The sequence below is a fragment of the Clostridium sp. CM042 genome (assembly GCF_055080995.1).
Map to the genome: position 1 here is coordinate 2,998,282 of NZ_CM143646.1, position 17,101 is coordinate 3,015,382.

The 17,101-nt window shown below is 30.3% G+C and carries 14 protein-coding genes; 6 read left to right on the plus strand and 8 right to left on the minus strand.

The annotated features are described in order from the left end of the window. Window positions 1-234: 234 nt before the first annotated feature. The 4 genes from ACWJJ7_RS14350 to ACWJJ7_RS14365 all read right to left on the minus strand — a co-directional run bounded on the left by ACWJJ7_RS14350 (window position 235) and on the right by ACWJJ7_RS14365 (window position 5,448). Window positions 235-1,812 carry an ABC transporter permease/substrate-binding protein gene (locus tag ACWJJ7_RS14350; protein WP_462962687.1) on the minus strand — a complete coding sequence of 526 codons (1,578 nt, stop codon included), beginning with the start codon at window positions 1,810-1,812 and terminating at the stop codon, window positions 235-237. After that, on the minus strand, window positions 1,805-2,950 hold the full coding sequence (locus ACWJJ7_RS14355; RefSeq protein WP_462962688.1) for an ABC transporter ATP-binding protein: 1,146 nt from the start codon (window positions 2,948-2,950) through the stop codon (window positions 1,805-1,807). Before ACWJJ7_RS14355 ends, ACWJJ7_RS14350 begins: the two co-directional genes overlap by 8 nt. 20 nt (window positions 2,951-2,970) lie before the next feature. Next, window positions 2,971-4,551 (minus strand): ABC transporter permease/substrate-binding protein, encoded by a 1,581-nt coding sequence (locus ACWJJ7_RS14360; protein ID WP_462962689.1) that lies wholly within the window; start codon window positions 4,549-4,551, stop codon window positions 2,971-2,973. Window positions 4,552-4,821: 270 nt separating this feature from the next. Then, entirely contained in the window at window positions 4,822-5,448 is a 627-nt protein-coding gene (locus ACWJJ7_RS14365; RefSeq protein WP_462965001.1) for a TrkA C-terminal domain-containing protein, read from the minus strand. A 397-nt stretch (window positions 5,449-5,845) separates the two neighbouring features. Here ACWJJ7_RS14365 and ACWJJ7_RS14370 point away from each other — a divergent pair, with 397 nt between their 5' ends. After that, entirely contained in the window at window positions 5,846-6,463 is a 618-nt protein-coding gene (locus ACWJJ7_RS14370) for a LysE family translocator (RefSeq protein ID WP_462962690.1), read from the plus strand. Window positions 6,464-6,571: 108 nt separating this feature from the next. On the opposite strand, the gene mgtE is transcribed toward ACWJJ7_RS14370, so the two are convergent. Next, window positions 6,572-7,915: a magnesium transporter gene (mgtE, locus tag ACWJJ7_RS14375; protein ID WP_462962691.1), complete on the minus strand. Its 1,344-nt coding sequence runs from the start codon at window positions 7,913-7,915 to the stop codon at window positions 6,572-6,574. 377 nt (window positions 7,916-8,292) lie between these two features. Here mgtE and galE point away from each other — a divergent pair, with 377 nt between their 5' ends. Then, window positions 8,293-9,279 (plus strand): UDP-glucose 4-epimerase GalE, encoded by a 987-nt coding sequence (gene galE, locus ACWJJ7_RS14380; RefSeq protein ID WP_462962692.1) that lies wholly within the window; start codon window positions 8,293-8,295, stop codon window positions 9,277-9,279. 1,019 nt (window positions 9,280-10,298) lie between these two features. Here galE and ACWJJ7_RS14385 read toward each other — a convergent pair. Further along, entirely contained in the window at window positions 10,299-10,661 is a 363-nt protein-coding gene (locus tag ACWJJ7_RS14385; protein WP_462962693.1) for a hypothetical protein, read from the minus strand. Between the two features lie 576 nt (window positions 10,662-11,237). Next, the gene (locus tag ACWJJ7_RS14390) at window positions 11,238-13,061 is read right to left on the minus strand and encodes a MutS family DNA mismatch repair protein (RefSeq protein ID WP_462962694.1); all 1,824 of its coding nucleotides are present in this window, start codon (window positions 13,059-13,061) and stop codon (window positions 11,238-11,240) included. A 198-nt stretch (window positions 13,062-13,259) separates the two neighbouring features. Here ACWJJ7_RS14390 and ACWJJ7_RS14395 point away from each other — a divergent pair, with 198 nt between their 5' ends. The 4 genes from ACWJJ7_RS14395 (at window position 13,260) to ACWJJ7_RS14410 (ending at window position 16,486) form a co-directional block, all read left to right on the plus strand. Further along, entirely contained in the window at window positions 13,260-14,189 is a 930-nt protein-coding gene (locus ACWJJ7_RS14395; RefSeq protein WP_462962695.1) for a hypothetical protein, read from the plus strand. Between the two features lie 74 nt (window positions 14,190-14,263). After that, a complete protein-coding gene (locus ACWJJ7_RS14400) occupies window positions 14,264-14,446 on the plus strand; it encodes a hypothetical protein (protein WP_462962696.1) in 183 nt (60 codons plus the stop codon). Window positions 14,447-14,655: 209 nt separating this feature from the next. Beyond that, window positions 14,656-15,468, plus strand: a complete 813-nt coding sequence (locus ACWJJ7_RS14405) for a hypothetical protein (protein WP_462962697.1) — start codon at window positions 14,656-14,658, stop codon at window positions 15,466-15,468. 136 nt (window positions 15,469-15,604) lie between these two features. Beyond that, window positions 15,605-16,486, plus strand: a complete 882-nt coding sequence (locus ACWJJ7_RS14410) for a DMT family transporter (RefSeq protein WP_462962698.1) — start codon at window positions 15,605-15,607, stop codon at window positions 16,484-16,486. A gap of 5 nt (window positions 16,487-16,491) precedes the next feature. Here the strand turns inward: ACWJJ7_RS14410 and ACWJJ7_RS14415 are convergent, their stop codons facing one another. After that, window positions 16,492-16,947, minus strand: coding sequence for a ferritin-like domain-containing protein (locus tag ACWJJ7_RS14415; RefSeq protein WP_462962699.1), 456 nt, complete (start codon window positions 16,945-16,947; stop codon window positions 16,492-16,494). Window positions 16,948-17,101 lie beyond the last annotated feature (154 nt).

A 17,101-nucleotide genomic window follows, 5' to 3' on the forward strand; every position in this document is an offset into this window, starting at 1 on the left:
GGAAGTCTTACGAGGATTTTATATTCACAAAACAAGAATTTCTAAATGGAATTTCAATGTTTCTGCTCTTCTTATTTGGAGTCACTTCCGGAGAAAATTTATACTATTATACAGGAAACAGCTTGCGGAAAATAATGTAGATAACTTTTTTTATGAATTGGAGAGACTCATAACAATACAGGTAAGTTCTTAGCTAAGTGAATGCATTAATAGTGATATATACTTTTTTCTTTTTTAGTCTATCAATTTTTGGGACCTTAAAAAGTCTTCTGCAACTTTTCTAGGTTGTTCTTCATTATCTACTCTATAATTAAGAGTTCGCATATCTTCATCTGTGATTTTACCTTCGAGCATGAGTAATACATCCTTTAACTCAGGATGCTTTTTAAGTGTTTCTGCTCTTATTATTGGAACTGCGTAATAAGGTGGGAAGAAATTCTTATCATCTTTTAAAAGTTTAAGATGAAATTTTTCAAGTAATCCATCGGTAGCAAATGCATCTAAAACCTGTGTTTCGCCTTTTTCAAGTGCGGTATAGCGAAGTCCACCATCTATACTTTTTAAACCTTTGAAATTTAGATTATATAATTTTTTAACTCCAAGATAACCATCTTGTCTAGCTGCAAATTCCATAGTAAAACCAGCATTATATTTAGAACTTATCTTTGATAAATCAGAAATAGTAGTTAAATTATTTTTTTTAGCAAAATCATTTTTTACGGCGATTACATAAGTGTTATTAAATCCTAAAGGTTTCATTACATCTATACCATAATTTTTTGAGAAATCATTTTTCATCACATCATAAACTTTAAATGGATCGCTCATGGTAGGTTTTTTTAGAATATTTACAAGACCTGTTCCAGTATATTCTACATATACATCTACATCTTTTGACTTCATAGCATTAAATACTACATTAGTTCCACCTAAGTTTAATTTTCGTGTAACTTTAATGTCCGTCTTAGCCTCTATTAAAGAAGCTACCATATTTCCAAGTATTAATTGTTCACTAAAGTTTTTAGAGCCTACGACTATTGTGTCTTTACTTTTAACAAAACTTGAAGCGACTGTTGATACAATGATTATAACAACTAAGACAGAAGCCCAAAGTTGAGTTTTTTTGTTTTTAAAGAATCTAGTAGTTCGCGTTGGGGTTTTATGAGTATCTTTTATTCCTTCTGGAATTACTATGTTTTCTACCTTGCCTATAATGAAGTCTAGAAAAAGGGCAAGAAAACAAGCAGGAATAGCTCCGGCAAGGATCATATTATTGTTAACAGTTGAAACGCCTGTAAAGACTAAGGATCCTAAACCGCCAGCGCCTATAAAAGCGGCTATGGTCATAAGTCCTACAGCTGTAACTGAAGAGATTCTAATACCTGACATTATAATCGGCATAGCTAGTGGGAAACGAACTTTGAGTAGTACCTGAGTATTGGTAAGTCCCATACCATCAGCTGCTTCAATAAGTGCAGGGTTTATGTTAGTGAGTCCTGTAAATGTGTTCTTTACAATTGGTAGAAGAGAATACATAACGGCCATAATGATAGCTGGTGTGCTTCCAATACCAAGTATAGGTATTAAAAATCCAAGAAGTGCAAGACTGGGAATAGATTGAATTACGTTTGTAAACCCAATGATAGGACCTGTTAGTTTTCTATACCTAACTATAAGTATTCCAAGAGGCACTGCTATTAACACTGCCACCAAAATTGAAAATATAGTTAATTGTATATGTTGAATAAATAAATCTATTATTTCAGATTTTCTATCTATTACGAAATTCATAAAAGAATTAATGCTATTCATCTACATCTACCTCCATATCTATAAACTGATTACTTAATATAGATAAAAGGCTACTCTTAGTAAGAAGGCCTGATAGTTTATTGTTATCATCTACTACAGGAACAAAATTTATATCCTCTTTTTTTATAACTTCTAATATATTTATTATAGAATCTTCTTGATTTACTGTTATAAGTTCCTTTTGCATTATTTCTTTAATTTTTATAGTTTTATCTGGATTCGCTCTTAGAGTTGATCTAATATGTTTTAAGGTAACAAGTCCACATAGAATGTTGGCTTTATCTACAATAAGTAAACTATCTACATTTGCAGACTTCATTATTTCAATTGCTTGGAGTATTGTTCGCTCTGCAACTGATTTTATAGGTTTTTCTATCATAATATCTTTTGCCTTAATTAATTCAGGTTGATTCCATATTCTTTTCTTACCTACAAAGTCACGTACAAAGTCATTGATAGGATTTTTTAATATTTCTTCTGGAGTATCAAATTGAACAACGCAGCCAGCATCCATAATACAAATTTTATCTCCGAGTTTTAATGCTTCGTCCATATCATGAGTTACAAATATTATGGTTTTCTTGAAATTTTGTTGTATATTAAATACCTCATCTTGAAGTTGTGTTTTTGTTATAGGGTCTAGTGCACTAAAAGGCTCATCCATTAAGATTACCTCAGGATTCATTACAAATGCCCTTGCAACTCCAACTCTTTGTTGCTGGCCTCCACTTAACTGATTAGGGTATTTATCAATAAATTCATCAGGATCTAGCCCTACTAAATTTAAAAGCTCAATTACCTTTTTCTTTATTTCATCCTTTGGAATCTTTTCTATGGATGGTATTAAACCAATATTGTCACCTATAGTTAAGTGAGGAAGAAGACCCGCTTGCTGTATAACGTAACCCATATTACGCCTAAGTTTTATAGTGTTTTTATCTTGGATTTTATCTCCATCTAAAAAAATTTCACCCGTTGATGGGGTTAGTAATTTATTAATCATTTTAAGTGTGGTAGTTTTTCCACAACCACTAGGTCCAATAAAAACAACTAACTCTTCGTTTTGTATAGTAATATTTACATCCTTTAAAATATGTTTTCCATTTATAGTTTTATTTACGTTTTTAAATTCAATCAAAATATAGCCTCCTATTTAATTTAATCTATTAGTTTTTTAGATTTTAAAAAGTCTTCTGCAACTGTTCTAGGGTCCTCACCGTTGTCTACTCTATAATTTAGTTTTTGCATATCTTTAGCGGTAACTTTACCCTCTAAGGATAGTAGTACAGGTCTTATTTCAGGATATTTTTTTAGTGTGTCTTCCCGTACTATAGGAACTGCATAATAAGGTGGGAATAATTTTTTATCGTCTTTTAAAAGTTTTAGATCGAATCTTTGAAGCAAACCATCAGTAGTAAATGCATCTGTAACTTGAGTTTCATTATTTTGAAGTGCGGTATAGCGAAGTCCGCCATCTATACCTTTTACATTTTTAAACTCTAAATTGTATAGTTTTTGTAATCCAAGATAACCATCCATTCTGCTTGCAAATTCCATAGTGCATCCTAAATCAAAATTTTTGCTAACTTTTGCTAAATCTGAAATAGTATTTAAATTATATTTTTTAGCAAGATCTTGTTTAAGCGCTAACTCATATGTATTATTGAAACCTAATGGTTTTAACCATTCTACATTGTAATCCTTTTTAAAACCATCTTTAACTAGATTGTAAACTTTGTCAGGATCGCTTATAGAATCTTTTTTCATTATATTTACGAGGGCCACACCTGTGTATTCCACATAGATGTCTATAGCACCTGATTTTATAGCATTAAGTGTTACAATGGACCCACCTAAATTCATTTTTCTTTCAACTTTATAGTTTGTATTACTTTCTATTAAAGAGGCTACCATATTTCCAAGTATTAATTGTTCGCTATAGTTTTTAGAACCTACAACTATTGTATTTTTACTTTTAATAAAAGTTGTAGTTACTGATGAGATAATAATTATAAGAACTAATACCGCAGTTCCGATCTTAAATCTTTTGCTGTCAAAGATAGTATTAGTTTTTAGTGTTTTTGCGCCTTGAGAAACTTTTATTCCTTCCGGAATTACTATAGTTTCTACCTTGCCTATAATAAAGTCTAGAAAAATAGCAAGAAAACAAGCAGGAAGGGCCCCCGATAGGATCATATTATTGTTAACAGTTGAAACGCCTGTAAAGACTAAGGAGCCTAAACCGCCAGCTCCTACAAAAGCGGCTATTGTCATAAGTCCTACTGCTGTAACTGAAGATATTCTAATACCCGACATAATAATAGGCATAGCTAGTGGAAAACGAACCTTGAGTAGTACCTGAGTATTGGTAAGTCCCATACCGTCAGCTGCTTCGATAAGTGAAGGATTTATGTTAGTTAGTCCTGTAAATGTATTTTTTAGAATTGGTAGAAGAGAATACATAACTACCATAATAATTGCTGGTTTGCTGCCGATACCAATTATAGGTATTAAAAACCCGAGCAATGCGAGACTTGGTATTGATTGAACTAAATTTGTAAAACCAATGACAGGACCCGAGAGTTTTCTATACCTAACTATAAGTATTCCAAGGGGCACTGCTATTAACACAGCCATCAATATTGCAAATATAGTCAGTTGAATATGTTGTATAAATAAATTGAATATTTCAGCTTGTCTACTTATTACGAAATTTATAAAAGAATTTATACTATTCATTAACAGTTACCTCCATATCTATGAATTGATTTCTTAATGTATATAAAATTACATAATATCCTCTAATCAAATTAAAACCCCCCAATTTATTGCAAAAGCAACAACTTAATCATATCATTGGGTTGTTACTTTGTAAAGAATGGGCTAATATATAAAATTTGCTAGTATGTTCAAGTTACTAGTATACTATTAAAGATTATTTTTTTAATTCAATGAAAATTCAAGCAAAAATCAATCCCTTACATCTGCGATGTAAGGGATTTTTGAGTTTTATTTTTTATAGAGAAAGAGTTTAATCCTATAATAACTAGTTTCATCACAGATTACCACAAATATGTCATTATATTCAAATATAGTTTGTGGCCCGGGAGAAAGTATTAATTTTTCATCTCGTCTTATACCAATTATTGTAGCTCCTGTATTTTGCCAAAATTCAGCTTCAGATATAGTTTTACCTACGACACTCATTTCAGAATGTATTTCAAACTCAAAGGGTGTGAAAGGGTTACTATTCTGAAATCTACTAGAATAATCCATTAATTCATCAATAGAATATTCTATATTTTTATCTAATTCTTTTTTCTTTTCAAGTAAATCAATAACCTCTTTTTTTAGAGAACTCATAGAATCTATATCTTTGAATTTATTGATAAATTTCAAACAATTATCTACTGAGTTTACGACTATTCCACTGCCTTTTGTTACTTTAACTATATCCATGTCACTTAGAAGAGTTATTGATCTTCTTATAGTTTCTGGTGATACGTTATATTGGCTTGCAAGTGAAGAGCGACCGTATAGCTTATCGCCTATAGGAAGATCTCCAGATAGAATTCTATTAGCAATATCAATAGCTATTTTTTTATAAACAGGTTTTAAAACAGAGCCATTTGGCATTTTGGTTTTATCAAAAGTAATATTCAACTTTTGATAAATTCCCCCCTTCCAAGGTATAATATTTTGTTAAATAATGTACGTAAATATTATTGCTTTTCTTAACCAAGTATAAATTAATACATTAATAATGTAAATAGAGAATTACTTCTTCTTAGGAAAAGTTAATTCTTAAATTATAAAAATAAAGTAATTTATAGATACAAATGCTAAGGATTTTTATAACTTAATTTCTATAAAGTAGTTAGTGTACTATTATGTATATATATAGTATATAATTATTGGTAAGAAATATTATTAAGGAATGAGGGTGTGTTATGAAAGAGTTTGGTGAATTACAAATTGTTATGGATACAGTTTCTTGCTAATGTACAATTATGAGGAGTGATTTAATAAAGAGATGTTCTTATTAAAAGGAATTATTATAGGTATGTTTGTTTCTTTGCCCATTGGGCCACTTGGGCTATTATCCATACAAAGAGTTATAAATAAGGGGTGGAAAATAGGCTTTTTTTCAGCAGTTGGTGCAATTACATCAGATTTAGTTTATTCTTTGTTAGCAGTTTTAGGGGCAAGTTGTATAGACGATTTTGTAAACAAGCACAGATGTGTTATTAATGGGTTAGTCGGAATTTTATTTTTAATCGTTGGAATTAATATCCTTAGTAGCGGAGTAGAAAAAAGAAAAATGAAAGCCGATATTGAAGAAGAAAGAATACATCCATTTTTTGTTCATTTTTTTATGGGGTTATCCAATCCTATGACATTTTTAATTTTCTTTGCTATATTTACTAAAATAGGTATATATGTTGACGAAAAGACATGGTTATATCATGTATTTTTTGTTATATCAATCTTTGTAGGTTCTGCTATTCAATGGTTAATTACTACGAATTTAATAGAGAAATCTAAAAAAATATATAAATGTGAGAGCTTTATTTTTTTAGATAAAATAATTGGTACGGTTATTATTTTATTTGGTATGTGTAGTATTTTAAAAGGAATAACAAGATTCTAAGCTAATATATATAGTATAAAAAATATAGAATAAATAGTAAATATTTTTACTTTCTATCCTATACTTAGTATGTTATATCTAATAATACACTTTGGTAGTTTTTATTTATTATATTAGGTAAGGTAAAAATAACGTTGCAAGGCCTAGAAAGAAGAAGAAACCTAAAACGTCAGTTACTGTAGTAACAAATACAGCAGAAGCAAGTGCTGGGTCAATATGGATCTTTTTTAGTATAACTGGTACTGCAAAACCTGCTATGGTTGCTGCCATCATGTTTAACAACATAGAAAGACCAATAACTACTCCAAAAATAATATTTTTTTCCCAAAAGTAACCTAATAAAGCTACTGTAATACCCACTGCAACACCTGTACATAGACCTACACCGAATTCCTTTAATAGTATTTTCTTGGAATTTTTAGCGTCTATTTCGCCGAGAGCTATGCTACGAATAATAATAGTTAGAGTTTGGGTACCTACATTACCGCCCATACCTGCAACTATTGGCATGAAGACGGCCAAGGCTACAACCTTTTGAATGGTGCCTTCAAAAAAACTAACGGTTGCAGCTGCAAGGATTGCAGTTATTAGATTTACAAATAACCAGGGTAATCTACTACAGATGGAAGATTTAAGAGAACCAGTAACTTTTTCATCTTCTTTTAAACCCGCGAGACGATATAAATCCTCAGTATGCTCATCACTAAGAATTCCCATTATATCATCTGCAGTTATTATTCCTAAGATATGCATATCATCATCGACTACGGGCATAGTTAAAAATCCATATTTTTCGAAAATGTGCCCAACTTCTTCTTGATCCATATTAACAGGTACGCTCATGGCATTACTGTTCATGATATCTGCGATTTTTACATCAAAGTTGCTTAGTACTATGTCTTTTAAAGATATAACTCCTTTTAAAAGAGCATTTTCGCCTATTACATATATATAATAAGAAGTTTCTGCTTCTGTAGCTTCCTTTTGAAGATAATGTAAGGTCTCACCTATAGTCATATTTTCTCGTACACTGATAAATTCAGTGGCCATAATTCCTCCCGCACTGTCTGGAGGATAAGTTAGCAATTCGTTTACTTCGTCAACATCTTCTTTATTTATTTTTATCATGATACTTTTAGCTTCATCTTCTGAAACAGCTTCTAATAAATCTACTAATTCATCTGATGACATCTCGTGTATAATTTTCTTTTGTGTGATACTTGAATGAATGGATAAGAGGTCATATTTCTCATCAGCTTCTGCATCATCAATAATGTCTGCAATCACATTTGGAGATAGTTTTTGAAATAAATTGATCTTATCTCCATCATATTGCCTAATAGCTACTAAAATATCGGTAGGATGAATGAACTGAATAAGTTTATTTATTTCTTCTATAGTTTCAGTTAGCAAAAATTCAGTTAGTTCTTTTTCATTTAATCTATGCGACATGCTATTCCCCCTAATTTCTATTTAGAGGAAGAAGGTTGCTAAAAAATAAGACATGTAAAAAAGCGTATAGTTAGTTCAAATCCTTAGTATAAATGAATTCTTCCTCTATAATAATATTAAATTTTATATAGTAATTACTAAGTATGGGTCCAGAATCCATTGATAGAACCTCCAATAAAAAATAGCTTTTTAGTACAATGCTGAAAAGCTTATATATTTGTTCAATGTATTATATGATAGCAGTACTGCATTGTCAACTATATAGAAATAATTTGGCTAAATAACAAATTTATGAATAATACAAATAATGTGTTAAAATAAATATGGATATATGATTTTTTTATTAAATAAGTTTTTATGAGAGGAGAATTTAGTTAATGGCTATTTTAGTATGTGGTGGAGCGGGTTACATTGGAAGTCATATGGTAGCTGAGCTCTTAGAAAAAGGGGAAGAGGTAGTTGTTTTAGACAATTTCCAAAAGGGACATAATGATGCATTGCTTGGTGGAAAGCTTTACTGTGGAGATTTAAGAGACGATGAAATACTTAATAAGATTTTTACGGAGAATACTATAGATGCAGTTATAGATTTTGCGGCAGATTCATTGGTAGGGGAAAGTGTTACAGAGCCTCTAAAGTATTTTGAAAATAACATAGGATCTACTATAAATTTACTTAAGGCTATGAGAGATCATAAGGTTAAATATATAGTTTTCTCATCAACTGCAGCAACCTACGGGGAGCCAGATAATACTCCTATACTTGAAGATGATAAGACTTTTCCTACTAATCCTTATGGAGAATCAAAGCTTTGTGTGGAGAAAATCTTAAAATGGTGTGATAATGCTTATGGTATAAAATATACTGCACTAAGATATTTTAATGCAGCAGGTGCACATATAAGCTCAAATATAGGAGAAGACCATAGACCAGAATCACATTTAATTCCTATTATTCTTCAGGTAGCACTCGGACAAAGAGAAAAGATTATGGTATTTGGAGATGATTACGACACAGAGGATGGTACTTGTGTTAGAGATTATGTCCATGTAACTGATCTTGCTAGTGCTCATTTACTAGCAGTGAAAAGGCTACGATGCGGCGAAGACAGCATAACTTGTAATCTTGGAAATGGGCAAGGATTTTCTGTTCAGCAGGTAATCGACGTAACAAGAAAAGTTACTGGAAAAGAAATAAAAGCTGAAATGGCTCCTAGACGTTCCGGAGATCCTGCAGTGCTTATAGCTTCTAGTGAAAAGGCTAAAAAAATTCTCGGATGGGAGCCTAAATATGCCTCTCTTGAAACTATTATAGAAACTGCGTGGAAATGGCATGAAAGTCATCCAGAGGGATATAAAAAATAAGTGCATTCATATGAACTTTCTCCTGCGTGTCTTGAAATAAGAGCTTGAAACGTGAAATTCCATTAAGGAATCCTAATCTTTTGCGAATATGAAATTCTCTAGCGCTCACACTCGACATCCTGTATCGGGTTCGCTAGCCTGCCGTCCTGGCAGGCTTACGGGAATTTTATATTGGCAAAAGAAGAATTTCTAAATGGGATTTCAATGTTTCTGTACTTCTTATTTTAAGTCACTTACGGAGAAAGTTCATATTATCATTACTAAGATGTATCTAAGAGAGGCAGTAAACAAAAAAAGATTAAGAAATCTCAATAATTCCTGCCAAAGGTCTTTTATAGGCTTGCGGGTTTGTTATCATAGTTGTTAATTTTAAATTTTGAATATGTTTAAAATTAATGTTGATTTCGAATATAACAAAAGACTGCATGCTAACTTACTTCAACGTCCTTATGTTGGTTTCATTTTAGAGATTAAGGGGATATCATCTTAAGTTGGTATAACTAATTAATAAAATTATAAAAAAATACACAAAAAAAGTTGTATAAGGATTAATTAGATATCTTATCCTTTAGTTAGCTTATACAACTTTTTTTGATTTAATGTATTTTATTGAATCATTCAGCTAAGACTAGATAGACACCATATCTATCTTCATAGTCTTTGCTTTTGCTAACAAAATCGGCGAAGAAGGAACCTTTTAAAAAAGTGATTATAAAAAGTAGTATAATAAAATTTTTAAATTTTAAATTAATTTTCATAAGATTTCTCCTTTCACAATGTTACTATGATATTATTTTGCTCTAAAATAAAATTAAAAACCTATTGAAACATAGGGAAATTGCTAAAATTTATACATGCTTAAATTGCTAATTTTAAATATAAGATGCATCAGTATGAAGCTAAACTAAGATGTATCTAAGAGAGACGGAAAACAAAAAAGAATGAGAAATCTCAATAATCCTTATCTAAAAATCTTTGAATTTTGATTATAATAAAAGGCTGCATTATCAAATACAGTCTTAATTTTCTTTATTAATATTATAATTTTTTTCTTTTTTGGTTAACATTGAGTCCTTATAAATAAATATGATAGTAATAACACAACCTAATATAGGAAATCCCATTAAAATAGCTTCATTTTCTATAAATTTCTCCACAATAGGTATTCCTACTAAAAAATAAATTATAATTAAAGGATATACTACTTTTCGCAGTTTTCGAGTTTTTATAAAGTCGAAGGAACTACAAATAATTAAAAGCGTTGTACTTATTGTTACCATTATTGTTGGTAATTTTATTCCCATAAATATCATCATACATCCAGTTAGACCAACAATAAATAAAAGTATTTCTAGTATCATTGTTATTGATTTCAATTTCACAAATATCATCTCCATCCTAAAGTATTATTTAATATATATGATGGAATGATTGACCTTATGATTAACCTAATTATTAAATGATGTTACGCTTTCTTATGGATGTATTTAAAAGAAATAGTAAACAAAAAAAATCACAAAAAAAGTTGTATAAGCCTTCATTGGATATTTTATCCTTTGGTTAATCTTATACAACTTTTTTTAATTTTTTAATATATAGGAAACAGCTTGTGGAAAATAATATTGATAACTTTTTTCGGGAGCCGTGCTTATCTGCACTTCGATTCGGTTACACGGGAGTGCAAGATTTCCTCCTTGGATGATAGATATACATATTGGGATAACCGCATAGTAGTATGACTTTCTCCGGAAGTGACTTCAAATAAGAAGAGCAGAAACTCTTAATGAAATCAAGTTTCTAACAAATGTTTTTATGCACAAAAAAAAGTATATATTACGTATAGTGCATTGAAGCGAGCTTTAGAACTTCTAATTTTATTTTTAGCAGATTAATTAAAAAAAAATTAGTAGTTCATAGTGAAGTGAATGCATTGATAGTAATATATACTTTTTTTATTTTTATTTTGGAATTTCAATGTCAGGTGGAATATCAAGGCCGGCCATTTTCATTAAGTATAATGCATTTCTAGTGGTAGATACTCCGGGTCTGAGTTTATAGTCAAAGTATAATTTATCATCTTTATAATATTCTTTAAGATGATAATTTTTAACTTTTTTATTGGTATTCTCTATGTCACCTAGTTCTAAGTCGTGGGTAGATACAAAGCCTAGTGCATTCTCAGTGCTTAGTTTGGCGACTAGTATCTTAGCGCCGGTATGTCTATCTATAGAATTAGTTCCTTTAAAGATTTCATCTAATAAGAAGAAAATTGGAGTTTTGTTTTTCGTAGCATTTACAAGCTTTTTTATTCTTAAAAGTTCTGCATAGAAGGAAGAAATATTTTTTTCTAAGTTATCACTTGTTCTCATGCAAGTATAAATGTCCATTATAGAGCAGCTAAAACTTTGCGCACATACAGGAGCACCGGCATAGGCTAAAACCAAGTTAATACCTGTAGTTCTAAGAAGTGTGCTTTTACCGGACATATTGGAACCTGTTATTAAAAGAACATTTTGTGATCTTTCTATGCGGATATCATTATATACTCGGTTACTTCCAAGTAGTGGATGGCCAAGATTTTTAGCATCAAAGATAGGGGATCCGTCCTTAAATTTTGGAATTGCCCAGTCTGGGTGTTCATAGGATATAATTGATAAACTATTTAAGGATTCGATTTCACCTATAACATCTATCCAAGTTGCTAAAGAAGAACCACTCTTTTTCTTAAATTTCTGAAGATTAATTAAACATTGATAATCCCACAGGAGGAGGATATTTATAGGCAAATAATACATATTCCTTCTGTCAGATATTACTGTTACTAAATTTACTAGTTTTTTAATTTGAAAAGAAGCGTTCATTCTATCCTTATTAACAAGTTTTTCTTTTAATTTGATCAAGTAGCCTGAGGTAAAAGTCTTCTTTTCTATATGCATAAGGAGTTTATTATATATATAAATTGAATCCTTATATTTATATACAGTGTCCAAATTTCTACTTACTTCTTTATATCCAACTAAAAGAAGTATTATCTGAATGACAATTGCTAAAAGGGGTATTCTGTAAGACACTTTAGAAAAAACAAATGATGATACCATAAGGGATAGAGTTATTATTGGTAATATCCTTATTATAGTTATTACTAGGGGTTTTAGGAAAAACTCATTTTTATCCTTTACCCATTCAAACAATTCCCCTGGGTTATGGTTTTTATTCTCACTAAGTATTGCTTCCGCTTCAAATCTCTGTGTCCATCCAATATTCCCTGCGAGCTCTTTTATGGCTTCCTGCCTTTTATGTATTTCATCAATATTATAAATAGGGGCGGAAAGAGAATCTTTCAATTTTTGTCTACCAAGATAAGTTATGCAGGTGTTTATCCATTGAAAAAGGGAGTTATCAGAAAATATATCTAGGTCTTTCGAGTAACTGTGATTTTCATCGCTGAAATCATCACCATTATCAGAAAAATCTTTCCAATTGTTATTTATGCGTTTTAGACAATTTTCATTAATTTTACATAAAATCGAACATCTAATTTTGTTGCGTTTTATCTTACTATGTTTAATTGCCAAAGTTATAAATGTGATGATAGTGGTAACTAATATTAAAAGGCTTAAATAGTAAGTAGTTCGCATGTAAAAGAAAATTGTAAAGCCCAATCCAGATACGAAAACTATTAATCTTAATAAGCTTATAAAACCTATGGTTTGTTTTTGCTTTTTTAATAGAGTATCGTAATGGTTTTTCCGATTAACATAAGGTGTTTTTTGTGTACCCATAATATCCTCCTAATATGTTTTGTTTATTAGATATATAATATCATACAAAAGGCTTGTACCGCAATTTTTCTAGATAAGTATAATATGACCAATTTTATTTACAGTTAGAGAAAAATTTTTTGTGAACTATGTGAATTAGAGTTAAAAATTATGTTAAATGTGGTAACATATAAATATTAATGAAAAAAGGGGGCGAATATGTCGGAAAATAAAACAATAAAGGAAAATATACTTATAGGGATACTGATTATTTTATTAGGAGCACTAGTAGTTTTTGCATACTTAATATTATACAATGATGGATTAGTATTTAAAAAAACGGCTTCCTCAGAGATTATAAATAAACTTAAAAATATACAGGGAAAAGGTGGAAAATTTGAATTAACTCAAAATGACATAGATGAGTTAAGCAAATTATTAAGGCCTGAAATTAAGGGAAATATAACTCTTAAGGGAGTTAATATAGAGATTGTAAATGATGAACTTGTAATTAAGGCTCCTGTCAGTTATAAGAAGGTTAATTTATTATTTTCGTCCAAGGGAAAGATAAATTTTACTAAAGAAAAATTTACATATACTGCTTATAATTTTAAAATTGGCAAGCTCACAATACCTAAAAAAATAGTGTTGTCACAAATTTCAAAGACTAATAATAAGACTGTTTATGCTGAGGACAATTTAATAAAAATTAATCCAAGCGTGATTCCTTTTAAGATAAATAGTTTGAAAGTAAAAGATAATAAAATATTAGGAACAGCTGCGAAACAGATCGCCAAAATTCCACTTGAAGATATTGATACAAAGAATGTGGAAGAGATAGATAAGCAACTAGCTACAGTGAAACAAAAAATACAAAGTGCCACCGCACTTATAAATAATGAAGAAAAATCAAAAGCAACACAAATTCTAAATACCATAGATAAAGCGGATGGTAAATCTATAGAAGAAAAGAAAAATGTAATAAATAATATTAGCAATACTGTGAATGAATTTAAAAATAAATCTTCAAGTAGTAAGAAAGAGAAAGAATTAGAAAAAATAAGTACAGAGGTTAATAAGGTTAAAAAGGTTACAGTGGAAAAGGAAAAAAAATCTAGGAACAAAAAGAAACTAAGCGCGCTTCATTAACAAAAGCGCAGGATGACTTAAAGGGTGCATATTCTCAGGTAAAGACTTCAAAAGAGCAAAAGGTAATATTGAAGATGCAGTCAACTGTGGGCAAAATGAAATCTAATCCTTCCTATGATGCTACACATGACCAAGCTTCTGTTAAGGCGAGTTATAGTATTTTGGATGATGCTAGCAAGGATAGAGTTAAGGATGCATTATTTAAGAATATAAATCGAGGCAACGCTGAACAATTAAGAAAAGCTTCTGGATTATAAGGAAGAAATAAATAGGAAACTATCAAAATACATTAGAGATATTTTGGTAGTTTCATTTTTTTAGAGTCCGTAACCCCCTCTTATAGAAGAGGGAGACTTTCCTTCTAAAATGTCGTTAAATAGAGAATATTTGTTAATTATTTAATTTAAAGTTACGAATTATAGTAATTGTGGTAACATATATAAGTAAAGGGACTAAGGAGGAGAATATGGCTAGAAATAAGAGATCAAAGAGAAGCAAACTAATATGGGTGCCAATTATTTTACTCATGTCACTGGCAATTTTTGCAAGCATGATTTTATATAATGGTGAAGTAGTGGTTGAAAAAACGGCTTCCACAAATGTTATACAGGAACTTGAAAAAGACATACTGTTAAAAAGTGGGCAGTTTACAATAACTCAAGAGAATATGAATGCGTTGATTAATCTATATTTTAAAGAGCCTATAAGTAAGGGTGATATAACTGTTAAAGAAATTAATACAAAAATTGAAAATGATAAAATTTTAATTGAGGCTCCTTTCAGTTATAAAAAGCTTAATTTATTATTATCGTCCACGGGAAAGCTAAATGTTTCTAATGGTGAAATTACATACGTTGCTGATAATTTTAAAGTTGGAAAGCTAACATTACCTAAAGAACTTATAATGTCTCAAATTGCTAAGCAGAGTAATGATGTCTTTTATGTTGAGGACAATCTAATAAAAATTAAAACAGATATACTTCCTATTAAGATAAAGAGCTTTGTAATTAGAAATGATAAAATAATAGGAACTGTTGGATTTAAGGAAACAAAAACGCAATCTGAAGATCTAGACATGACAAGCGATGAAGATACAGATAACCAATTAGCAGTAGCAAAACAAAAAATACAAAGTGCCACTGAATATATGAATAAAACGCAAAAAGAACAAGCAAACAAAATTCTGAGTACAATAGAAGAAGTAAAAGGTAAATCTATAGAACAAAAGAAAGAAGTACTAAATTATATTAATAGTATAATTAATGAAGTTACAAATTAAATCACCTTCTGGAAGGCTACAACATATTCGCAGCTAGAGACTTAACTACCAAAATACATTAGAGGTATTTTGGTAGTTTTATTTTTTTTGTTTGTGATAGAATGATATATGAACATAAAGAAAAGGACGTGAATAAATGAAAAAGATAGATGGAATAATATATACGGTAGTATCTTCAGCAGCTTTTGGAGTTATGCCAATTCTCGCAAAAATAGCTTATAAGGGTGGCGCAAATGCAACAACAGTGTTATTTCTTAGGTTCTTTTTAGCTGCTTTAATACTACTACTTTACATAGTTGTTACAAAAAAAGATTTTAAATTAAACAAGTCACAGCTAATACACATTATTTTTTTAGCGATTATAGGATATACGGGCACATCTTATGCGCTATTTTTATCATATAATTATATATCTGTGGGCCTCGCTACTATTCTACATTTCGTTTACCCTGTGATAGTAACAGCTTTTTCAGTGATTTTGTACAAAGAAAAATTACATTTAAGTAAGATCTTAGCGCTAATTTTATCGGTACTCGGAATATATCTTTTAGTGGACAGTGGCAGCGCTTCATTAAATTTTAAAGGAGTATGGCTCGCTCTTATTTCAGGTTTTTTCTATGCGTATTATATTGTTGGAGTTGCACATAGTGAAGTTAATAAAATTGATACGTTTGTACTAACTTTCTATTTAGCTTTTATAGCTGCGCTGTCAATTTTCATAATAGGCATGATTAATGGACAATTAGATTTTAATATAAAACCATATAGTTTTTTAGCTTCTGGTAGTATTTCTCTAGTATCTACAGTTTTAGCTCTTACCTTTTTTTTAAAAGGCATAAAAATTATAGGCCCTTCTAGTGCTGCAATATTAAGCACTTTAGAGCCTATAGTGAGCATTATACTTGGAGTTATAATTCTAAGTGAAAAGCTATCATTTACTATTGTAATTGGATGCGTATTAATTTTATTCTCAGTAATAATCCTTACATTGGGTCAAGGGGCGAGGGATAGCATGTGAATGTTTCAGCACCGCAGGTGATGATTTAAGGTAAATAAGTAATTGTATTTTACACTATGCTTTATTTCGTCAGTTATAATGTTGAAAAGTATATCTCTGTACATTGTAGATGGAAGCCCTCTTCTGATTTCTCGATATCTTTCCACAGCACCTAGCTCTCCAAATAATGCCTTTTTAATGCCATCAAGGTAAGAAATAGGTTTCACAAATTCCTCATCGCCTTTAAGTAGTACATCTATTCCAGTGATGTTATTATATATTTGCCTAAACATTTTATTATGTCCACGTTCATCATCTCTTATAGATGCAATAATTCTTTTTTCATCGTCTGTAGGAGCAACGCTTATTAAGTAGTCATAGAATAATTCATCTTCTTTTTCACCTTGAACTGCTGCTCTAATACCTTCTAAGGAACTTGCTAATAAATTTGGATCATACGTCATATATGGATTTCCGTACATTTTAAACCTCCTTGTAGTGAGTTAGTTGTAGATAACAACTATTAATTGTTAAACCACTATTATGCATAATATGAAGAACGTATGATAGTTGTTACTTGGTAATTTTATAATTGATTCATTTAAAATATATTTAAAAATAGATGTTGATGTTGCA